This is a genomic window from Actinoplanes sp. NPDC049265, from assembly GCF_043197135.1.
Taxonomy (GTDB): Bacteria; Actinomycetota; Actinomycetes; order Mycobacteriales; family Micromonosporaceae; genus Actinoplanes.
Genome location: NZ_JBICSP010000002.1, coordinates 106554 through 126303, shown reverse-complemented (window position 1 = coordinate 126303; position 19750 = coordinate 106554). Strand labels below are relative to the sequence as shown.

Genomic DNA, 19750 nt, shown 5'->3' with positions numbered 1-19750 from the left:
TTCCGGACCCGGATACCGCCCGGGCCTACCACTTGCGTTACCAGCGGATGGTGTCGAGCAGGGACCGGTGCAGTTCGGGCGTCGACGCGGCCACGCACGACCGCTGCGCCTCCGGGTCGACGGCCAGCAGGGGCGTGGTGCCGAGCGAGTCGCCGTACGCGTCGGTGACCACCACGCCGGCGCGGCGGGCCAGGTAGACGGCGGCCGCGATGTCGTAGGGGAAGAGGTGCAGGATGTTGCCGCGCCCGACCCGGCGGAATTCGGCCTCGGTGCCGGGGTGGTCGCGCAGCACCCGGTTGCCGATGTCGACGTACGCGTCGAGCTGGCCGGTGATGATCCGGCTGAGCGAGAAGGTGGCGCTGTTGAACAGGAAGATGCCGCCGGTGTTGGCGCTGGCGTCGACCAGGTGGGCGTACGCGTCGGTCATCAGCCGCATCGGATGCCCGTTGAACTCACATGACCAGAACATCCGGTCGAGTTCGGTGGTGCGGCTGAGCCGGGGCAGCGACCAGTCGTAGCCGTGCCACTCCAGCGGCGCCTCGGTCGTGTCGTCGGCGTAGAGGCGGTGGCCGCTGCGCAGTTCGAGCAGGTGCGCGGCGCAGACGTCGGCCAAGGTGGGCTCGTCGGTCAGCGGCGCGGCGGCCAGCGACACGGTGGCCATCTCGAGGCCCGCGGAGGCCGGCCGGGTGCCGTCGATCGGGTCGATGATCAGCACGTACCGCGGGTCCGGGCCGGTCGCCCGCAGGGTGTTGTCCTCGGTGTAGACGGCCACCGGTTCGCGGGCGTGTTCGGTCAGGTGCTTCCAGACGGCGTCCTCGGCGACCGCGTCGATGTCGAACTGGGCGTCGCCGCCGGGGGAGTCGCCCTGAACATGCCGGGGCAGGCCGGCTCGCGCGTGGTCGAGCACGGCGGTCCGTACGGCCTGGGCGGTTCCCAGGAGCAGACCGCGCAGGTACGTGGTCACGACGTCACCGCCGACAGCAGCGACTCGAACCTGTCACAGATCTCGTCCGCCTGGGCCATCGTGAGGATCAGCGGCGGCCGGATCTTGATCACGTTGCCGTGCCCGTAGCGGGAGGTCCGCAGGATCAGCCCGTGTTCCATGCTCCGGGCGGCGAGCTCGTTGGTCAGTGCCACATCCGGCTCCCGGTTGTCGTTGACCAGCTCGGCGCCGATCATCAGCCCGACCCCGCGGACGTCGCCGATGCAGCGGAACCGGCGCTGCAGCTCGGTCAGCCGGGCCATGATGTGCGCGCCGGTGGCGGTGACGTTGGCCAGGAACTCGGGCCGGCCGACGATGTCCAGGGTCACGCTCGCCGCCGCGGCGGCCAGCAGGTTGGCGCCGTAGGTGAAGGAGTGGTGGTGCCCGGGCAGCCCGGCCAGCCGATTGTTGGTCAGGATCGCGGCCACCTGCGCTCCGCTGCCGCCGAGCCCCTTGCCCACGGTGATGGCGTCGGGCTCGACCCCGAAGTGCTGGGCCGCGAACATGTGCCCGGTGCGCCCGATGCCGGTCTGGATCTCGTCCAGGATCAGAGCGATCCCGTGCCTGTCGCAGAACTGTCGCAACGCGGGCAGATAGCCGTCCGGGGATACGATGTTCCCGCCGTTACCGGAGATCGGTTCGACGATGATCGCGGCGACCCGGCCGCTGCTCGCGTACTCCAGGAAATCGTCGAGACGGTCTACGCACATCAGCCCGCAGTGGGCCCGGTCCTGGCCGTAGAAACAGCGATAGCAGTACGGGTCGGGAACCTGCAATGATCCCGGATAGAGCAGCGGAAAGGGCGCCTTGCGAAATGCGTTCCCGGACATCGACGTCATCATCATCGTCTGGCCCAGATGGCTGCGGAACAGCGTGATGACCTCGCTGCGACCGGTCGCGTTCTGGGCCATCTTGATGGCGCCCTCGTTGGCCTCCGAGCCGCCCCCGACCTTGACGTGCACCCTGGTCAGGTTGCCGGGGGAGCAGGCGACCAGCTTGCGGACCAGGTCGTCGACCGGTTCACTGCGGAACGAGGAGGTCAGGTGAATGGCGAGCTCGGCCTGTTTCTGAACGGCGCCGATCACGGCCGGATGCGAATAGCCGAGGCTCAGGTTGAATGTCGCGGACGCGCAGTCCAGATAGGCCTCGCCGGCGTCGTCGTACAGGTAGACGCCCTCGCCGCGGACCATTTTGTGGTCGGTGACGTCGTAGTAGATCATGTCTTCGACGGACGTTTCCATCAGCGCCTCTCATCGAGCGGGCTTGATGTGTCAGATGTTTGATCAGGCTCCGATCGAAGGTCAACGTCTGCCGCGACGGGAAAGACTACGTCCCGTGACGACGAAATTTCCGGATCACGTTCCGTACCACGGAAATATGACACGCAGCGTCACGATCCATAATGGATCGCATGACTGACGCGTCCGTCCCGCACAGCGCCCGGGTCTGGAACCACTGGCTCGGCGGCACCGACAACTTCGAGGTCGACCGGCAGGTCGGCGACCAGTTCGCCGCCCTCTACCCGGACATCGTGCTGGTGGCCCGGTCGTCCCGGGCGTTCCTCAAGCGGGCCGTCACGTTTCTGGCCGCCGAGCGGGGCGTGCGGCAGTTCCTGGACATCGGCACCGGCATCCCCAGCGCCGAGCACACCCACGAGGTGGCCCACGCCGTGGCGCCGGACGCACGGGTGATCTATGTGGACAACGATCCGCTGGTGCTCGAGCACTCCCGCCGCGTGCTGGCCGGCGCGGCCGACTACCTCGACGCCGACCTCCACGACCCGGCCGACATCCTGGCCCGGGCCAACCTCGACGACTCCCGGCCGGTGGCCCTGATCCTGACGAACATCCTCGGTCACGTCACCGACCCGGCCGACGCCGAGCACCTCACCCGCACACTGATGGACGCCCTGCCGTCCGGCAGCTACCTGGTCACCGCGGACGGCACCAACGTCCTCGACGGCCCGGCGTTCGAGCAGGCCATCGCGGTGTGGAACGCGAACGCCCCGCTCTCGTACCATCTGCGCCACCCGGACGAGCTGGCCCACTTCCTCACCGGCCTCGAGATTCTCGACCCGGGCCTGGTCCCGTGCGCGTCGTGGCGTCCCGCCCCCGGCACCCCACCCGAGGACCTCCGCCCCACCGACGAGTACGGCGCCGTCGCCCGCAAGCCTTGATGCCACCGGCACCGGCCTGCGAAAGCGCTACGCAGGCCGGTCGAGTTCGGTCTCGTGAGCCAGTATGGTCGCCGCCCTGGCTGGGTCCGGGTACGTCATCCGGATGAAACTCGACGTACACAGCCGGGTCGCGATCGCCCTGTGGGCCGCCCGTACGGCGGCGCGTGACGGCACAGGCTGAAGCGCTGCTGTGCACCCGGCCGGGCCGTCGGCGGGACGATCGTTGAGCTCCGTCAGGCCACGTGGTCGGAGAGCGCGCCGCCGTCGATGACGTAGTTGCCGCCCAGGATGCTCGCGGCCAGTGGCGAGGCGAGATAGGCGATCAGCGTCGCGACCTCGGCCGGCTCGATCAGGCGGCCGGTCAGCAGGCCGTTCTGGGCCGGGACGGCCGCAAGCACCTCGGCCGGGTCGGTGCCGGTGGCGCGGCCGAGCACCGCGGCCAGCCCGTTGTCGCCGGCCAGCAGGGACGTGCGGGTGGCGGACGGCGTGACCACGTTGACCCGGACGCCCTTCGGCGCGGCCTCGCGGGCCAGACCCTGGCTCCAGACGTTGAGCGCGCCCTTCATCGCGGCGTAGGGCAGGAACGACCGGTGCGGGGCGCGGGCGCCGTCGGACGAGACGTTCACCACGACGCCACGGGTGCGGGTCAGGGACGGGAGCGCGGCCCGGGTCGTGCGTACCGCGGCCATCAGGTTGAGCTCGAACATCGCCAGCCACACCGCGTCAGCGTCGTGGCCCCGCACCAGCGCCGCCGGGTCGCCGCCGCCGGCGTTGTTGACCAGCACGTCGAGGTCGCCCCAGCCGTCGAGCGCCGCCTCGACCGCGTCGGCCGGGCCGTCGGCCGTGCTCAGGTCCGCGGTCACCGTCCGGGCGCCGGTCGCGGCCAGCTCCGGCGTGACCGTGCGGGACACCGCGACCACCCGCGCGCCCTCCGCACCCAGGCGCCGCACGGTGGCCAGCCCGATGCCCCGGCTCGCCCCGGTCACCATGACGCGCACGCCGTCGAGTCGCAGATCCATCTACCCGTACCCTCCCGTCGGACGAAACGCGGCCAGCCTAGAACCGGCGATGATCGGTACGGAAGAACTGACTTTTTTGTCAGTGTTGAACGGGCGATAAAGTCGGGGCTGTGCCGGACAACCCGCAACTCGAGAAGGCCCGCGAATTGCTCGCCGGTGCGTCGGTGCACCGCCTCTGTCCCGACGAGTCGCAGGACTTCTCGATCTCGGCCGAGGCGATGGACGAACGGCGTACCCGGCAGAACCTGCTGGCCCAGCTGACCAACCGGTGGTCGGCGCTGATCCTGGCGGCGCTGGTGACCGGTCCCTACCGTTTCCACGAACTCGCCGCCGCACTGCCCGGAATCAGCGAGAAAATGTTGTCGCAGAACCTGCGCATGCTGATCGGGTCCGGGCTGATCGAGCGCGAGGTGGGCGGCGGATCACGATTTCAGGTGAGCTATTCGCTGTCCGAGTTGGGTGCCGATCTGGCCGTACGACTGTGCGATCTCATCCGCTGGATCTGCGACCACACCGACGAGTTGCAGCAAACCGCCCGCCTCGCCCGTAAGACAGGAGAATGAGGGGTGACCGGGGGGAGCCAGGATGCGGGACAGCGACGCCTTTGACGAGTTCTACCGGGCCACCTCGGCGCGCATGGTCCGCTACGGCTACGCGATGGTCGGTGATCTCGGCGATGCGCAAGATGTGGTGCAGGAGGCGTACACCCGGGCCTGGCGGCACTGGCGGACCGTGGCCGACCATCCGGCGCCCGAGGCATGGGTGCGGCTGACCGTCAACCGGCTGGCCACCGACCGATGGCGCAAGATCAGCGGGTGGCGGGCCGCTCTGGTGCGTACCGGCCCACCCGAACCGGTCGCACCACCGGGCGAGACGTCGGTCCTCCTGGCCGGCGCCCTCCGCCAGATCCCGATGAACCTGCGGCAGGCCGTTGTCCTGCACTACCTGTACGACATGCCGGTGGCCGACATCGCCGCCGAGACCGGTGCGGCGGTCGGCACGGTGACGTCGTGGCTGCGCCGCGCGCGGCTCGAACTGGCCGCGATCCTGGCCCCGGGCGGTCCCGCCGCCGGCAAGAAACTCCTGGAGGTGAACGATGTCGAATGAGCTCGAGCGCGCTTTCGCCGCCCTGTCATCGGACGCCGACCAGGCCCGGCTCGCCCCCGCCGACGCCGTCCGGCGGCACGGGAACCGGCAGACCGCGGCCCGCGCCGTGGCCGGTGCCGCCGCCGTCGTCGTGCTGGTCACCGGGGTGACCTTTGGAGCACGCATGGTGCTGGCCGGTCCCGGGCCGCAGTTACCGGCCCCGCCGCCACCGTCGCCCTCACCGTCGGTGTCCCCGCCGGCCCCGCCGCCGGCGGTGCAGAGGTCGAGCGCGCCGCCACCGCCGGCCGCCGACCCGACGACGCCCGCGACCACACCGCCTTCGTCGACACCTTCGTCGCCGGCCTCACCGAAGATCCCCGGCGCGATCCCGGCCCGGGCCTTCGTCCGCGCGTCCGACGCACCCGGCCAGGGCGCCGAGCCCGAACGCCTGGGCGCCGGCGACCACGACCTGCCCGACTTCTGCGGCAACGACTTCGCGCGCCGGGACGACCTGGGCATCCGGGCCACGCAACTGATGCTCTACAAGTCGGCCGGCGCACCACCCGAATCGACACCGAAGTCGGCCATGTACGAGGACATCATGGTCTTCCGGGGCGACGGCGCCGCGAAGTTCATGGCCGACTTCCGGGCCGCGGTGTCCGCCTGCCCGTCCGACGAGCCCGACACCAACACGTCACTGGGCCCGGTCGGCGCCGGCGACGAGTCGCTGCTGGTGGAACGCAGCAGTCCCGCGCTGACCGACGAGGGCCTCCCCGCCGGCGACGGCTCACTTCACAAGATCTACTTCGCCGCGGTACGGGTGAACGACGCGGTCGCCTTCATCGCCGACACCGGCTGGGAGTCCGCCTCGGCCGACCGCACCGACACCACCCACCTGGCCAAGCGAGCCGCCACCCGCCTGGCCTCCTGGCGCCCCTGACCCACCACCGCCAAAACCAGTGGTAGCCCGGGCGCTACCCGCGCCCCAAACACCGCCTTGAGCTACCACCGTCAGAACCAGCGGTAGCCGTGGGCGGTCTGCGGGCGGGATGCCACTGGTGGGGGCAGTGGTAGGAGCGGACGGTAAGTGCGGACGGGACGCCGTGCGGGGCTACCACCTGGATGGGCGTACCCGTCAAAGGGGTTGAAGGGGTCCCCAATACGTCCAGGCGCCGGCGTGGCGGAGGAAACGGCTGCGTTCGTGGAGGCGCCCGCGGCGGCTGTCGGTCACGTAGCGGGCCACGAACTCGACCTCGCCCTCGGTGTCGAGCAGGCCGCCGGACGCGGACAGGACGGTCAGGCCGGTCCACTCGGTGGCCGGATCGGGGTCGACGGTCGCCGGACGCGTGTCAGGGTGCCAGGACGACAGCAGGTAGCCGGGCCGGTTGAGCGCGAACGCCGAGTAACGGGAGCGCATCAGGGCCTCGGCGGTGGGCGGCGCGGTGCCGTCGTGGGCGGGACCGCAGCACTCCGCGTAGGTCAGGCCCAGGCCGCAGGGACAACGCATGGCGATCACCCTATGCTGCCTGGGTGAGTCGAACCGTGTTAGTCACCGGGGCATCGTCCGGCATCGGGCAGGCGACCGCGAAAGCCCTGGTGGCGCGCGGCTACCGGGTGATCGGGACGAGCCGGCGGGAGCAACCGGCGGCCGGCGGGGTCACGTTCGTGCGGCTCGACCTCGACGATCCGGAGTCGGTCGAGGGGCTGGCGGCTGTTCTGGCCGAGGTCGACGTGCTGATCAACAACGCCGGCGAGAGCCAGTCGGGGCCGCTGGAGGACCTGCCGGGCGAGGCGATCCGCCGAGTGTTCCAGACCAACGTGTTCGGGGCGGTGCGGCTTACCCAGCTGGCGCTGCCGGGGATGCGGTCGCGCGGGTACGGCCGGGTCGTGATGGTGGGCTCGATGGTGGCGTCGTTCCCGGTCGCGTACCGGTCGTCGTACGTCGCCTCGAAAGCCGCGATCCGAGGGTTCGCCACCGCCGCCCGATATGAACTGACCCCCTTCGGCGTATGGCTGACCACCGTCGAGCCGGGGTCGATCCGCACCGGGATCAGTGAGCGCCGCACCAACTTCGTGGCCGAGAACTCCGTGCACGCCGAGGACTTCGGCACCGTGCTGTCCTACCTGAACTCCAACGAGCGCGGCGGCACCCCGACCGAGCAGGTCGTGGCCACGATCATCCGGGCCGTCGAGGCGGAGCGGCCGAAACCGTTCTACGCGGTCGGCAGCGGCGCACCGTGGGTGTTCGCGCTCCGCCGCATCGTCCCGCGCACCCTCGCGGAACGCCTGACCCAACGTAAGCACGGCCTACGCCGATGATCGAGGAGGAATCGTGAGAGGGGACCAGCGGCCGCCGGCCGTGGACACCGGTGAGAAGGCGACCCTTGTCGCGTTCCTCGGTTACCTGCGCGAGGCGGCGATCGCCAAGCTGCTCGACGTGCCCGACGCCGAGGCGCGGCGGGCCGCCGTCGACTCCGGCACCAGCCTGATGTGGCTGATCAAGCACCTGACGATGGCCGAGCACCGGTGGTTCGTCTGGTACTACGCGGGCGAGGAGCCGTGGCCGGCCGACGACGCCGAGGCCGTCCGGCCCGAGGACACGACCGAGTCGCTGATCGCCGCCTACCGGGCCAAAACGGCCGAGTCCGACGCGATCATCGAGGCGTGCACCGACCTCACCGCGATCGGGGTCCGCGAGCTGACCGAGGGCGTGACGCCGCCGTCGATGCGGTGGGTGCTGATCCACATGATCGAGGAGACCGCGCGGCATGCCGGGCACGCCGACATCCTGCGCGAGAAGGTCGACGGGGCGGTGGGCCGGTGACGACGCGCGGGGGAACCCGCCGGCGATCAGGGGCGGCGTAGGAGGGCCACGGCGAGGAGTCCACAGAGGATGGTTGTGACGCCGGCCAGCGCGGCCGTCCAGACGACCGACGTCGCGGCGGCCACGGCCGGCCCGGCCAGCGCCCCGAACAGGGTCGCCGCGGCCTCCGCGGTGAACATCGCCGCACCGGTCCGGCCCAGCACCTCGTCCGGCGTCACCCGCTGCAGCACGGTCTGCGTCGCGCCCAGCGTCACCGAACCGGCCAGGCCGATCACCACGGCCGTGGCCAGCGCGGGCGGCATCGTCCGGGACGTGAACAGGCCGACGAAACCCAGACCGGTCACCGCGAGCGACGCACCCAGCAGGTAGCCGGCGGTCATCCGGTCGACCAGCAGACGCATCACCGGGGCGCCGATCAGAAAACCCACGCCGAGGGCGGAGATGACCAGGCCGATCTGGGTGCTCCCGCCCAGAACCGTTACGCCGTACGGGATGAGCAGCGCCGACAGGCACGCGTTGGCGGCCAGGAACACCGTGCTGACCAGCAGCAGGGACCGGACGACGGGCGAATGCCGGATGAACGCCACGCCGGCCCGGATGCTCGGCCTCGACGTCGACGCGGCCAGTGCGTGCCCGGCCGTGAAGGCGACGAGCACCGCCGACACCACATAGGTCGCCGCGTCCACCAGCACCAGAGGCGTGAAGCCGGCCGTGGCGAACAGGGCGCCGCCGAGCGGGGCCCCGATCAGGCGGACCGCGCCGTCGGTCACCCCGTTCACCGCGTTGGCGCTGCTCAGAGCCGTGCCGGTGCCGACCACGGCGGGGGTCTGGGCCTGCGCCGCCGGTCGGAACAGGACCGCGCCGGCGCTCTCGGCGATCAGGGCCGCGTACACCAGCCAGAGATCTTGTGGGGTGTGGACCAGGAGCAGCATGGCCACGGCGGCGACCCGGAACAGGTCGGCGGCGATCATCACGCGGCGGCGGTCCCACCGGTCGACCAGCACGCCGGCGATCGGGCCGAGCAGCAGCGGCGGAAGGAACTCGGCGGCCATGGTCAGGCCGGTCGCGGCGACCGAACCGGTGAGCTCGAAGACGTACGCGGGCACGGCCACCACCAGCAGCCAGGTGCCCAGCTGGCTGATCAGCCGGGCCAGCCAGAGCAGCCGGAAGTCGGGTACGCCCAGAGCCTCGATCATCGCGCCGACCATAGTCCGTGAACCGATCGCGGCCGGGGCGGCGTACCTGCTCCCAGAATCGGGCGCGCCCCCCGGACACGATCGGGGACCGAGATGACAGTCACCACCGTTCAGCCGTACACCGACGTCCACCGCCCGCCGTCCTGGTGGGAACGACAGTCCGACCGTGTCATGCGGCGGCCGTTCAACGAGTTCACCTTCACCCACATGAACTGGCTGCTCCCGACGGCCCGGGTGGCCCGCGGACCGGTCCGCCGCCCGCTGCCGTCCCGCCCGGCGCCGCTGGACGTGCGCTATTCGTTCCGGGGCCGGGAGTTCGCGCTCGCCGACTTCCACCGGCGCTCGTTCACCACGACATTCGTGGTGCTGCGGCGGGGGCGGATCGTGCACGAGCGGTACCGGGGCGTGTTCGCCGGCCCGCGTACCCGGATGCAGGTGTTCTCGCTGTCCAAGTCGGTCACGTCGATCCTGGTCGGCGCGGCGCTGGCGGACGGCCTGATCGGCGGCGTGACCGACCGGGTGACCGACTACCGCCCCGACTTCCTCGGCACCGCCTACGACGGGGTGACGATCGCCGACCTGCTCGACATGCGCAGCGGCGCGGGTGACCAGGAGATCTGGGGTACCGACACCGCGATCCGCCGCTTCGAACGCGCCATCCTGAGCGGCGGCGACGTGCCCGCGATCGTGCGGTCGGTGCCGCGGACGGCGCTCCCCGGCACCCGGTTCAACTATTCGACGTTCGACGCGCAGGTGCTCAGCTGGGTCCTCGAGGCCGCGACCGGTTCACCCCTGGCCGCCTATGCGTCGCGCCGGCTGTGGCAGCCGATGGAGTCGGACGCCTATTACGGCCTGAGCCGCTCCCACCCACGTACCGCGATCGGGGCCGGCGCCCTCAACGCGACCGCCCGCGACCTGGCCCGCGTCGGCCTCCACATGCTCGCGCACCCGGCCCTGCAGCCCCGCCCCGGCGGCGTCTACTCGAACCAGTGGTGGACCTTCGACCAGGGCCGCTTCGCCGGCATCGGGGTGCACGGGCAATACCTTTTCGTCGACCCGGCCGCCTCGGTGGTGATCGTGAAGACGAGCGCGTGGCCGGTCGAGGAGGACGAGACGCTGGAGCAGGAGGCGATCATCGCGCTGACCGCGGTGGCACGATATCTGCATGAGCATTGAGCAGCTGGCTTCGCTCGGGCTGAGGCTTCCGGCGCCGATCAAGCTGCAGACCGTTTGACGGGTACGCCCAACCCGGTCCCCAACCGCAACGCCGTGTCCTGGTGGCACTCCGCGACCTTTGTGCAACTCCAGGCCGTGAACGCGCCTCTCGCGTGAGGCCTTGTCAGTGCCCACGGTGGCTGCCGCCATTCCCGCCCCGCGGTGGGGCCGGCTGGTGCCAGTCGCCCGGGCTGCCCACTCACCCTGCCGGCCGCCGCTCGCACCAACCAGTGGTAGCCCAGGGCGGTGTCCGCGCGGCGAATGCCGCTCTGACCCACCACTGGCCCGGCCGGTGGTAGCCCCGAGCGGATGTCGCTCGCTGCTACCACTGGAATCGGGGGCTAGGAGAGGATCAGGCGGAGGGAGCGGTGGACGTGGACCGTCCAGACGGCGACGAGCTCGCGGGCCACGGACAGGCGGCTCGGGGCCGGGTCCTCGGCTCGCCAGGTGCTGATCACCGTCATGGGAGGAATGATGGCCGCGCCGGGGCAGCGAACGGGTCACGGCCCCGGCGCAGGTAAGTTGCATCACCCGGGCATACCCCAGAGGCGATGCCCGAAAGCCGCACCCCGAGGCGGCGCCCGGAAGTGTTACTCGAAGGCGACGCCCGGAAGCTGCGCACCGACGGGACGCCCGGAAGTGTTACTCCGAGGCGACGGCCAGAAGCCGCACCCCGAGGCGGCGCCCGGAAGCGCCGCCTCGAGGCGAAGGCGGGGGAGTGTCAGCGGACGGTGACGGTTGCGTTCAGGTTGTTGAGGCCGGTGGTGGCGTCCCAGACGTTCTGGTTGGCCAGGTGGATCGAGTATTCGGGGCGGGTCGGGAGCAGCGGGTCGGGGAGTTCCAGGTACAGCTGGTACTGGCCGGTGGCCAGGGACGACGGCACGGTCACGGACTGGTTGACCGACACGGTGGTGCCGGCCGCCCAGGTGCGCGGGTCGGCCGACAGGGACAGCCGGGTCAGCGCCCCACTGGAGGCGTTACGCAACACCAGTTTCACGGTGCGCGGGTTGTAGGGCGCGGCGTACCCGTCGTTGCGTACCCCGATGGTGACCGGAAGCGAACCGCCTCGATTGGCCGACGCGGGGTAGGTGCCGCTGGTCAGTGCGAACCGGTAGCCGAGCTTGCGGGTGACGTCGGCGATGCACGGGCCCCAGCTGTTCAGGACGTCGCGGTTGTAGTCGGTGTTGAGGTACGACCAGTGGAAGCCGGCCAGTTCGGTCGTGGCGGTCGGGCACTGGGAGCGCGGCGGGTTCACGACGCAGGTCTCGCCGCCCATCGGCACCCGAAGCGTGTCCTGCTGGAGGTAGGGGTACTCGACCGCGGCGTTCTCGTAGGTGCCGAAGTCGTCGGGGCTGGCCAGGAAGCAGTCGTTGTGGTGGCCGATGCGCGGCACAGTGGTCGAGGTCCCGTACATGGTGCGCTTGAACTTGGGCGTACGCACCTGAATGGCTCTTGAACTGGGCACGACGCTCAGCAGCTTGTCGGTGACGGCCTTGCGGTCGCGCCAGTTCTGGTCGTTGATCACGCCCTCGTCGCCGAAGTGCTGCGTGTCCCACCATTCGCCCCAGGTGCCGATCAGCCCGGCCTGCACGACCGAGATGACGTCGGTGTTGTCGCGGATGTAGGGCGCGAGCTGGTCGAGGTGCGCCGACACCTGTGCGGGCGTCGCGTCGAGGTCGTCCGAGTCGGTGTACGCGAACCGCAGCACGACCTTGAGCCCGGCCCGGCGCACGGTGTCCAGCTGCGACTGGAGGTGCGTGAGCGCGGCCGCCGAGATCGGCGACGTCTTGAACTGGCGCAGATAGAAGATGCACATCACCAGCGAGATCGACTGTGATGTGCGATAGGACCGCAGTGTCGCCTCGTCGAAGGTGGACGAGTCGCAGTCGCCGGTGTGGTGATAGAAGCCGCGTTCCGGGTTGGCGAAGGTCTCCGAGGACGCGGGGTAGGTGACGGTGGCGCAGGTCGACGATCCGGTTAACAGAGACGCGAGCAGAGCCGCGACGGCGATGATTTTCATGGCCTCACCCCTTTATTCCGGTCTGTGCGATGCCCTGGATGAACTGCCGTTGCAGGAACACGAACACGACGATGACCGGAAGCGACGCGAGCAGCGATCCGGCCATCAGGACGGGATAGTCGGTCTGGAACTGACCTTGCAGCGACGCGAGCCCGGCCGACAGCGTCATCGTGTCCGGGTCGCTGTTGACCACCAGCGGCCAGAAGAGGTCGTTCCAGGACCACAACAACGTGAGTACGGCCAGCGCGACCAGCCCGGGCCGGGCCAGCGGGAGGACGATGGACCAGTAGACGCGCAGCGGCCCGGCGCCGTCGATGCGCGCGGCCTCCTCGAGTTCGACCGGCAGGCTGAGGAAGAACTGCCGCAGCAGGAACACGCCGAACGCGCTGAACAGACCGGGCACGATCAGCGCCTGCAGGCTGTTGAGCCAGCCCAGGTCGGACATGATCTGGTATTGCGGAATGATGAACAGCTGCGGCGGCACCATGAGCACGCTGAGGATGATGCCGAAGAGGACTCGTTTGAACGGGAAGCGCAGCCGCGCGAAGGCATAGGCGGCCATCGAACAGAACAGAACCTGTCCGAGGGTTCGCGCCAGAGCCATCACGACCGTGTTGAGGAATTGCGTCCCGAACGGCAGCAGGTCGAAGACCCGCCCGTAGTTGGCCCAGTGTCCCTCGGGCAGGAACGTCGGCGGGACGGCGGTGGCCGACGACAGCGTCTTGAGTGACGTGATGATCTGCCAGACGAACGGCACGACCATGGCCAGCGACGCCGCGATCAGCACGGTGTGCAGCAGGACGCGCGACCCTTTGAAGAAGCTAGGCATAGTGCACCCACCGGCGCTGGAGGCGGAACTGCACCGCGGTCAGGATCACGATGATCAGCAGGAGGAGCATGACGATCGCGGCCGCGTACCCCCGGTCGTTGGTCACGAAGGCCCGGTCGTAGAAGAGCTGGACCACCGTCTGCAACCGTGGGTAGGCGGGGTTGGCCCGCGCCGACGAGCCGGAGCCGGCGATGACGAAGACCAGGTCGAAGAGCTGGAGCGAACCGATCACGGAGATCACCGAGACGAAGAAGGCGGTCGGGGACAGCAGTGGCACGGTGATCCGCAGGAACTGCCGGACCGGCCCGGCGCCGTCCAGCGCGGCCGCCTCGTAGTACTCGGCCGGGATGGACTGCATGCCGGCCAGCAGGATGATCATGTTGTAGCCGATGCTGCTCCAGACGCCGATCACGACCACCGCGTAGAGAGCCGTGTCGGGGTCGGCGATCCAGTTCGGCCCGTCCACACCGACCAGTGACAGCACGTTGTTGATCAGCCCGTAGTCGCCGTTGTAGAGCCAGCGCCAGACCATGGCCACGGCGACCGGCATGGTCACGTACGGCAGGAAGAAGAGCGTGCGGTAGACGCCGACGCCGCGCATCTTGCGGTTGAGCAGCGCCGCGAACACGATCGCGAGCGGGATCGAGAGCAGGCCGAGCCCGGTGTACGTGAAGGTGTTGATCAGCGCCCGGCCCAGCTCCGGGTCGCTGACCAGCCGCACGTAGTTGTCGGTGCCGGCCCACTCGTGGCCGCCGAACGCGCCCCACTCGGTGAACGAGAAGTAGGCGGTCTGCAGCACCGGCCACAGGTAGAAGAGGCCGAGGCCGAGGGCCGTGGGCGCGATCAACGCGTACGCCCACAGCGCCTCGGTCACCCGCTCCTTGCGACGAGCCACCCTCACTCCTTGGCGAGCAGGTCGTTCATCGCCTTCGCCAGCTCGGTCGACGCCTGGTCGACGGGCTGCTGGCCGTTCCACGCCTTGGTGAGGTAGGTGAGTTCGGCCTCGTTCCAGGCGGCGGTGTTCTTCGACACCGGGAACGGCACGGCGTAGCTGACCTCGTCGAGGAACGTCTGCAGCTTCAGGTTGGGGTACTTGGCGACCCAGGCCTTCTGCGTGCCGTTGTACGCCGGGATCGGCCCGGACTTGCCGAGGATGTCGGCGGCCGGCTGGGAGCCCAGGAACTTGACGAACTCCCAGGCCTGCTGGGGGTGCGCGGACTTGGCCCCGACCACGTTGGCCACGCCGTGGATGATCGTCGCCTGCTTCTCACCCTTGGGCAGCGGCGCCACGTCGACCTTGTCCTTGGTGTACTCGTTCTGGGTGAACTCGGAGACGTTCCACGACCCGCCCCAGTACATCGCGACCTTGCCGGACTCGAAGAGTTGCAGCGGCACGGTGTCGGTCATCGTCTTGAGGTCGGGCGACTGCTTCTTGTCGAGCAGGTCGGTCCAGAACTTGAGGCCGGCGATGGTCTTGGGGTCGTCGTAGCCGGACTTCTTGCCGTCGGGCGAGATCACGTATCCGCCGGCCTGGGCGATGGTGTTGTACTGGTATTCCTGGAAGCTGGTGAGCTCGGCCGCCGTGCCGTAGACACCGGCCTTGGCGTCGGTCAGCTTGGCCGCCGCGTCCTGGAAGTCGGCCCAGGTCCAGCCGTCGGAGGGGTACGCGACCTTCTTGGCGTCGAAGAGTTTCTTGTTGTACCAGACGCCGATGGTGTCCATGTCCTTCGGCAGGCCGTACTGCTTGCCTTCGAAGGTGTAGAGGTCGACCAGCGCCTTGGGGTAGACCGAGGCGTCGACCTGCTCCGGGTTGGGGGCGATCACCTTGTTCGAGGCGTACAGCTGGAAGTTGGGTCCGTTCATCCAGAACACGTCGGGCGCGGCGCCGCCGGTGACCGCCGCCTTCAGCTTGGTCCAGTAGCCCTCCCAGGGCGTGAGCTGGACGTCGACGGTGATGTTGGGGTGGTTCTGGGTGAACGCGGCGGCGAGTTCCTGCATCGCCTGCTTCTGGTTCTGGTCCCAGACACCGTAGGTCAGCGTGACCTTCTCGTTCGGGTCGGCCGCTTTGTCGTCGCTGCCGGAGCAGCCGGTCAAGGTGAGTCCCACGGCCAGCAGGGCCGTGCCGAAGAGTTTCAAATTCAGAAATATCCTGGAGCCCATGTGAACTATCTAGTGCACTGCGACCCCGATCACAAGGCTCGCGGGCCAAACGCTCATCCTCGGTTGAGCGAGAAGCGGTCCTCGGCCGCGTCCAGCGCGAGCTTCGCGGCGCCCAGCGCTACGCCCTCGTCGGCCAGCGTCGAGACCCGGATCTCGGGGGTACGCAGCACCCAGCGGTCCAGCTCCTGACGCAGCGGCTCGATCAGCACGTCGGCCGACCGGGAAAAGCCGCCACCGAGCACCACCAGTTCCGGATCCAGGGTCAGGACCAGCGCCGATACGCCCAGCGCGAGGTCCTTCACATAGCGACGGACGGCCGCCAGCGCACCCCGGTCACCGGCCCGCGCGGCGGCGAAGATGTCACTCCCGCTGGGCCACGCGGCCAGGTGGTCGGGCGCCCGCTTCCAGCCCACCGCGGGCAGCGCACCGAGCTCACCGGCGCCGTGCGCGAACCCCCGGTGCAGCCGCCCGCCGATGATCAGGCCGGCGCCGGTACGCCTGCCGGACAGGATGAAGACCAGGTCGGAGGCGTACCGGGCGACCCCGCGCCAGGTCTCGGCCAGCGCGGCCAGCTTGCTGTCGTTCTCGACCAGCACCCGCCCCGGCACCAGCCGCGACACGTGCGCGGCCAGGTCCACCCCGGTCCACTCGGGCAGCGCGTCGGAGAGCAGCACCTTGCCCGAGCCGTCGACCCAGCCGGTGGTGGCCACCCCGGTGCCCCACAACCGGTCGGCGATCGGCCCGGCCGCCCGTAGCACCCCGGACACCGCCCGGTCGACCGCGGCCAGCCGCTCGCGCCGGCCCAGTTCGGTGGTCACCTCGACCCGCCGGCTGTGCAGCACGGTGCCGTCCAGGTCGGTGATCACCGCCAGCACCTTGTGCCCGCCCACGTCCACGCCGAGCAGCAGGCCGGCCTCGGCGTTGAAGCGGTAGCGCCGGGCCGGGCGGCCGACCCCGCCCGCGGCCGGCTCGACCTCGGCCACCCAGCCCAGTTCGAGCAGCTCGCGGACGACGTCCTCGGTCGAGGCGCGGGACAGGCCGATCCGCCGGGACAGCTCGGTCAGGGTCTGTGGCGGCTCGTCCCGCAGCGTCCGGATCGCGTCGAGGGCGTTGAGCTGGCGGAGGCGGGAGAGATCGCCCCCGGCGACGTGCGCGGTCAAACATGCCCCCTTGGCGTACGGCCATCTCGTGTCTTTAGATGGAGTCCTGTTTAACAAACGGAGGGACGCCATGTCTGCGGTGACTCTAGCTCTCGTCGGGGCCGGCCTTCGGGGTCAGGCGTACGCCCGGCTGGCCGTCGGCACCGGACAGGCCCGGGTGGTGGCGGTGGCCGAACCCGACCCCGGACGCCGGGCGGCCGCCGCCGCCGAGTTCGGCATCGACCCTGAGTTCGTCTTCGACTCCTGGTCCGGCCTGGTCGCCCAGCCCCGGCTGGCTGGGCTGAACGGCGAGCCCCGGCTCGCGGACGCCGCGATCGTCGCCACCCAGGACCGGATGCACCGCGACCCGGCCGTCGCGCTGGCCGACCTCGGCTACCACCTGCTGATCGAGAAGCCCCTGGCCCCGACCGAGGAGGACGCGGCGGCCATCGTCGACGCGGCGGTGCGCAACAAGGTGATCGCGGCGGTGTGTCACGTGATGCGCTACACGCCGTACACCCGGCTGGTCAAAGGGCTGCTCGACGCCGGGCGGATCGGCAAGCTGGTCAGCGTCCAGCACCTGGAGCCGGTCGGGTGGTGGCACTTCGCGCACTCGTTCGTCCGCGGCAACTGGCGCAACACCGCCGAGTCGGGCCCGCTGCTGCTGACCAAGTGCTGCCACGACATCGACTGGCTGGTGCACCTGTTCGGGCAGCTGCCCGAGCGGATCAGCTCGTTCGGCAGCCTCAGCCACTTCAAGCCGTCCGAGCGGCCCGAGGGTGCGGCCGACCGGTGCCTGGACTGCTCAGTCGAGTCCACCTGCCCATACTCGGCCAAGCGGCGCTACGAGCAGGCGCTGGCCGACCCGGACGACCACTTCTGGCCGCTCGGCGCGGTCACCCCGATCGCCACCGAGGAGTCGCTGCGGACGGCGCTGCGCGAAGGCCCGTACGGCCGCTGCGTGTACGCCTGCGACAACGACGTGGTCGACCACCAGGTCGTCAACCTGGCCTTCGCGGACGGCGCGACCTGCTCGTTCACGGTCAGCGCGTTCACCCCGATGGAGCACCGCCGCACCCGCCTGCAGGGCACCCGCGGCTACCTGGACGGCGACGGCCGCTACGTGACGCTGCTCGACTTCGTGACCGGCGAGACCGAGGTGTTCGACTCCGACGAGTCGGCCGGCGCGTCGGCCGCGGACGGTCACGGTGGCGGCGACGAGGGGCTCACCAAGGCGTTCATCGCCGCCGTGGCCACCGGCGACCCGTCGCTCCTGCCCTCCGACCCGGTCGAGAGCCTGGCCACCCACCGGGTGGTCTGGGCGGCCGAACAGGCCCGCCGCAACGACGAGATTGTCCACTTTCAGACCATGTAGTACGGATCACATTGGTGAGACGAACACCGGCTCCTGCGTCGATGGAGGTATGGCTGAAATCGACGCAGACGCGGCAACGTGGCCGCCCGCTGCCATCCGACCCTCCACCGAAGCCGTCGAGGACTACCGCCGGCGCGGCCTCTGGCGCGCCGAGCACCTGCTGGACTTCCTCGACCAGCACCGCCGGGAGACGCCGGACGACATCGCGGTCGTCGGCTATCGCACGGACGGCCCGACCGTCACCCTGACCTGGTACGAGTACGCCGGCCAGGTGGAACGGTTCGCGTCCGCCCTGCGCGCCCTCGGCGTCGGGCCCGGCCAGGTGGTCGCCATCCAGGCCCCGAACTGGTGGGAGACCAGCGCGCTCATCCTGGCCGTGATCCGTACCGGTGCGGTCGTCGCGCCGGTGATCGCCGCCCTGCGTAACCGCGAGCTCGAGAAGGTGCTCGCGCAGCTGCGCGCCACGGTCGTGGTGACGGTCAGCGAGTGGGACGGCTACGACCACGCCGGTGCGCTGGCCGAGATGGCCGGACGGCTCCCGTACCTGCGCCACCGCGTGGTGATGGGCCGGGCCGCCGGCGACGGTGAGCTCAGCTTCGAGGAGCACTTCGTGCGGGCGTCGTGGGCCGAGCGGCACCCGATGCCGCTGGCCGAGCCGGTGGACCCCGACCAGGTGGCCCTGACCCTGTTCACCTCGGGCACCACCGGCGAGCCCAAGGCGGTGCTGCACACCTCGAATACGATGGCGGCGATGTCGGCCGGCGTGGTCGAGGACGGGAACCTGGGCCGGTCGGAGGCGGCCTACACGCCGCACAACCTGACCCACATCCTCAGCATCGCGGTCTCCATCATCCTGCCGCTGCAGACCGGCAGCCGGGCGGTCCTCTTCGACGCCTGGGCGCCCGGCCGGATCGCCGAGATCATCGAGGAGGCGCGGCCGACCATTCTGTGCGCCGCCGCGTTCTTCGTCGACGACATCCTCAAGGCGACCGCCGCCGCCGGCACCGACACGTCGTCGCTGCGCTACGTCATCTCGGGTGCCGCCCCGATTCCGCCCAAGCTGGTGCACGACGTCTACAAGACGCTGGGCGTTCCGCTGCAGGCCGCGTACGGCATGACCGAGCTGCCCATCGGCACCTGGACCCGGATGGACGACCCGCCGGACTGGGCCGCGCACAGCGACGGCCGTCCCGGGCCGGCCCTGGAGATCGACCTGCGCGGCGACGGCGAGATCAGCAAGGAGAACCCGGCCGAGCTGCACGTCCGCGGGGCCGGGCTGTGCCTGGCCTACGTCGGCCGGGACAGCGGCACGGTCGAGATCCTGGCCGACCGCGACGGTGGCTGGTTCAACACCGGCGACCTGGTCGTGTCCGACGGCCGGGGCGGGATCCGGCACGTCGGGCGGGCCGCCGACCGGGTCGGCGGCGCCCTGATGATCCCGGTCGCCGACGTCGAGGCCCAGCTGCTCGAGCACCCGGCCGTCGCCGACGTCGCGATCGTGGGCTACGTCGGCGCCAACGGTCAGGAGACCGGGTGCGCGGTAGTGGCCGGTGCCGGCACCCCGCCGACGCTCGACGAGATCCGCGCCTATCTGACCGCCGAGGGCATGACCGAGTTCTACCAGCCGACGCGGGTCGAGACGATGGACCGGCTTCCCCGCAACGCGAACGGCAAGGTGCTCAAGCGCGAGCTGCGCACCTGGGTCCAGCAGCGAGCGAGCTGACAAACC

20 protein-coding genes are annotated in these 19750 nt (G+C 70.2%); 9 read left to right on the top strand and 11 right to left on the bottom strand.

Annotation, left to right across the window (positions count from 1 at the left end):
• Nucleotides 1-37 precede the first annotated feature (37 nt).
• Both ACGFIO_RS06400 and ACGFIO_RS06395 read right to left on the bottom strand, forming a co-directional pair.
• Complete coding sequence (locus tag ACGFIO_RS06400) at nucleotides 38-964, bottom strand: inositol monophosphatase family protein (RefSeq protein ID WP_392822858.1); 927 nt, start codon at nucleotides 962-964, stop codon at nucleotides 38-40.
• Nucleotides 961-2223 (bottom strand): aspartate aminotransferase family protein, encoded by a 1263-nt coding sequence (locus tag ACGFIO_RS06395; protein WP_392822856.1) that lies wholly within the window; start codon nucleotides 2221-2223, stop codon nucleotides 961-963. The genes ACGFIO_RS06400 and ACGFIO_RS06395 overlap by 4 nt, the downstream gene beginning before the upstream one ends.
• 170 nt (nucleotides 2224-2393) lie before the next feature.
• Here ACGFIO_RS06395 and ACGFIO_RS06390 point away from each other — a divergent pair, with 170 nt between their 5' ends.
• Nucleotides 2394-3158 (top strand): SAM-dependent methyltransferase, encoded by a 765-nt coding sequence (locus ACGFIO_RS06390; RefSeq protein WP_392822854.1) that lies wholly within the window; start codon nucleotides 2394-2396, stop codon nucleotides 3156-3158.
• Nucleotides 3159-3391: 233 nt separating this feature from the next.
• Here the strand turns inward: ACGFIO_RS06390 and ACGFIO_RS06385 are convergent, their stop codons facing one another.
• Nucleotides 3392-4177 carry an SDR family NAD(P)-dependent oxidoreductase gene (locus tag ACGFIO_RS06385; protein WP_392822852.1) on the bottom strand — a complete coding sequence of 262 codons (786 nt, stop codon included), beginning with the start codon at nucleotides 4175-4177 and terminating at the stop codon, nucleotides 3392-3394.
• Nucleotides 4178-4287: 110 nt separating this feature from the next.
• Here ACGFIO_RS06385 and ACGFIO_RS06380 point away from each other — a divergent pair, with 110 nt between their 5' ends.
• Genes ACGFIO_RS06380 through ACGFIO_RS06370 form a run of 3 tightly spaced genes read left to right on the top strand, consistent with a single transcriptional unit; the run spans nucleotide 4288 to nucleotide 6203 of the window.
• Nucleotides 4288-4740, top strand: coding sequence for a winged helix-turn-helix transcriptional regulator (locus ACGFIO_RS06380; RefSeq protein WP_392822850.1), 453 nt, complete (start codon nucleotides 4288-4290; stop codon nucleotides 4738-4740).
• 22 nt (nucleotides 4741-4762) lie between these two features.
• Nucleotides 4763-5284, top strand: coding sequence for a SigE family RNA polymerase sigma factor (locus ACGFIO_RS06375; protein WP_392822848.1), 522 nt, complete (start codon nucleotides 4763-4765; stop codon nucleotides 5282-5284).
• The gene (locus ACGFIO_RS06370; protein ID WP_392822847.1) at nucleotides 5274-6203 is read left to right on the top strand and encodes a hypothetical protein; all 930 of its coding nucleotides are present in this window, start codon (nucleotides 5274-5276) and stop codon (nucleotides 6201-6203) included. The genes ACGFIO_RS06375 and ACGFIO_RS06370 overlap by 11 nt, the downstream gene beginning before the upstream one ends.
• 195 nt (nucleotides 6204-6398) lie before the next feature.
• Here ACGFIO_RS06370 and ACGFIO_RS06365 read toward each other — a convergent pair whose 3' ends face one another.
• Entirely contained in the window at nucleotides 6399-6770 is a 372-nt protein-coding gene (locus tag ACGFIO_RS06365) for a YchJ family protein (protein WP_392822844.1), read from the bottom strand.
• 23 nt (nucleotides 6771-6793) lie between these two features.
• Here ACGFIO_RS06365 and ACGFIO_RS06360 point away from each other — a divergent pair, with 23 nt between their 5' ends.
• Nucleotides 6794-7582 carry an SDR family oxidoreductase gene (locus tag ACGFIO_RS06360; RefSeq protein ID WP_392822842.1) on the top strand — a complete coding sequence of 263 codons (789 nt, stop codon included), beginning with the start codon at nucleotides 6794-6796 and terminating at the stop codon, nucleotides 7580-7582.
• Nucleotides 7583-7595: 13 nt separating this feature from the next.
• A complete protein-coding gene (locus ACGFIO_RS06355; RefSeq protein ID WP_392822840.1) occupies nucleotides 7596-8087 on the top strand; it encodes a DinB family protein in 492 nt (163 codons plus the stop codon).
• Nucleotides 8088-8113: 26 nt separating this feature from the next.
• On the opposite strand, the gene ACGFIO_RS06350 is transcribed toward ACGFIO_RS06355, so the two are convergent.
• On the bottom strand, nucleotides 8114-9283 hold the full coding sequence (locus tag ACGFIO_RS06350; protein ID WP_392822837.1) for an MFS transporter: 1170 nt from the start codon (nucleotides 9281-9283) through the stop codon (nucleotides 8114-8116).
• A gap of 93 nt (nucleotides 9284-9376) precedes the next feature.
• On the opposite strand from ACGFIO_RS06350, the gene ACGFIO_RS06345 reads away from it, so the two are divergent.
• On the top strand, nucleotides 9377-10459 hold the full coding sequence (locus ACGFIO_RS06345) for a serine hydrolase domain-containing protein (RefSeq protein WP_392822834.1): 1083 nt from the start codon (nucleotides 9377-9379) through the stop codon (nucleotides 10457-10459).
• A 380-nt stretch (nucleotides 10460-10839) separates the two neighbouring features.
• Here ACGFIO_RS06345 and ACGFIO_RS06340 read toward each other — a convergent pair whose 3' ends face one another.
• The 6 genes from ACGFIO_RS06340 to ACGFIO_RS06315 all read right to left on the bottom strand — a co-directional run bounded on the left by ACGFIO_RS06340 (nucleotide 10840) and on the right by ACGFIO_RS06315 (nucleotide 16667).
• Nucleotides 10840-10962, bottom strand: a complete 123-nt coding sequence (locus tag ACGFIO_RS06340; RefSeq protein WP_392822831.1) for a hypothetical protein — start codon at nucleotides 10960-10962, stop codon at nucleotides 10840-10842.
• Nucleotides 10963-11219: 257 nt separating this feature from the next.
• Entirely contained in the window at nucleotides 11220-12518 is a 1299-nt protein-coding gene (locus ACGFIO_RS06335) for a DUF4832 domain-containing protein (protein WP_392822829.1), read from the bottom strand.
• 4 nt (nucleotides 12519-12522) lie between these two features.
• Nucleotides 12523-13347 (bottom strand): carbohydrate ABC transporter permease, encoded by an 825-nt coding sequence (locus ACGFIO_RS06330; RefSeq protein ID WP_392822826.1) that lies wholly within the window; start codon nucleotides 13345-13347, stop codon nucleotides 12523-12525.
• Entirely contained in the window at nucleotides 13340-14242 is a 903-nt protein-coding gene (locus ACGFIO_RS06325) for a carbohydrate ABC transporter permease (RefSeq protein WP_392822823.1), read from the bottom strand. Before ACGFIO_RS06325 ends, ACGFIO_RS06330 begins: the two co-directional genes overlap by 8 nt.
• Nucleotides 14243-14244: 2 nt before the next feature.
• A complete protein-coding gene (locus ACGFIO_RS06320) occupies nucleotides 14245-15483 on the bottom strand; it encodes an extracellular solute-binding protein (protein WP_392822821.1) in 1239 nt (412 codons plus the stop codon).
• A gap of 77 nt (nucleotides 15484-15560) precedes the next feature.
• Nucleotides 15561-16667 (bottom strand): ROK family protein, encoded by a 1107-nt coding sequence (locus ACGFIO_RS06315; RefSeq protein ID WP_392822818.1) that lies wholly within the window; start codon nucleotides 16665-16667, stop codon nucleotides 15561-15563.
• Between the two features lie 70 nt (nucleotides 16668-16737).
• Here ACGFIO_RS06315 and ACGFIO_RS06310 point away from each other — a divergent pair, with 70 nt between their 5' ends.
• Nucleotides 16738-18021 carry a Gfo/Idh/MocA family protein gene (locus ACGFIO_RS06310; protein WP_392822816.1) on the top strand — a complete coding sequence of 428 codons (1284 nt, stop codon included), beginning with the start codon at nucleotides 16738-16740 and terminating at the stop codon, nucleotides 18019-18021.
• A 49-nt stretch (nucleotides 18022-18070) separates the two neighbouring features.
• Nucleotides 18071-19744, top strand: a complete 1674-nt coding sequence (locus ACGFIO_RS06305) for an AMP-binding protein (RefSeq protein ID WP_392822815.1) — start codon at nucleotides 18071-18073, stop codon at nucleotides 19742-19744.
• The last annotated feature ends 6 nt before the right edge of the window (nucleotides 19745-19750 follow it).

Excerpts from the sequence above, each read along its gene's own strand:
- ACGFIO_RS06395 (WP_392822856.1), bottom strand. The coding sequence starts at position 2,223 with ATGGAAACGTCCGTCGAAGACATGATCTACTACGACGTCACCGACCAC.
- ACGFIO_RS06390 (WP_392822854.1), top strand. The coding sequence starts at position 2,394 with ATGACTGACGCGTCCGTCCCGCACAGCGCCCGGGTCTGGAACCACTGG.
- ACGFIO_RS06385 (WP_392822852.1), bottom strand. The coding sequence starts at position 4,177 with ATGGATCTGCGACTCGACGGCGTGCGCGTCATGGTGACCGGGGCGAGC.
- ACGFIO_RS06375 (WP_392822848.1), top strand. The coding sequence starts at position 4,763 with ATGCGGGACAGCGACGCCTTTGACGAGTTCTACCGGGCCACCTCGGCG.
- ACGFIO_RS06370 (WP_392822847.1), top strand. The coding sequence starts at position 5,274 with ATGTCGAATGAGCTCGAGCGCGCTTTCGCCGCCCTGTCATCGGACGCC.
- ACGFIO_RS06365 (WP_392822844.1), bottom strand. The coding sequence starts at position 6,770 with ATGCGTTGTCCCTGCGGCCTGGGCCTGACCTACGCGGAGTGCTGCGGT.
- ACGFIO_RS06350 (WP_392822837.1), bottom strand. The coding sequence starts at position 9,283 with ATGATCGAGGCTCTGGGCGTACCCGACTTCCGGCTGCTCTGGCTGGCC.
- ACGFIO_RS06345 (WP_392822834.1), top strand. The coding sequence starts at position 9,377 with ATGACAGTCACCACCGTTCAGCCGTACACCGACGTCCACCGCCCGCCG.
- ACGFIO_RS06340 (WP_392822831.1), bottom strand. The coding sequence starts at position 10,962 with ATGACGGTGATCAGCACCTGGCGAGCCGAGGACCCGGCCCCGAGCCGC.
- ACGFIO_RS06335 (WP_392822829.1), bottom strand. The coding sequence starts at position 12,518 with ATGAAAATCATCGCCGTCGCGGCTCTGCTCGCGTCTCTGTTAACCGGA.
- ACGFIO_RS06330 (WP_392822826.1), bottom strand. The coding sequence starts at position 13,347 with ATGCCTAGCTTCTTCAAAGGGTCGCGCGTCCTGCTGCACACCGTGCTG.
- ACGFIO_RS06310 (WP_392822816.1), top strand. The coding sequence starts at position 16,738 with ATGTCTGCGGTGACTCTAGCTCTCGTCGGGGCCGGCCTTCGGGGTCAG.
- ACGFIO_RS06305 (WP_392822815.1), top strand. The coding sequence starts at position 18,071 with ATGGCTGAAATCGACGCAGACGCGGCAACGTGGCCGCCCGCTGCCATC.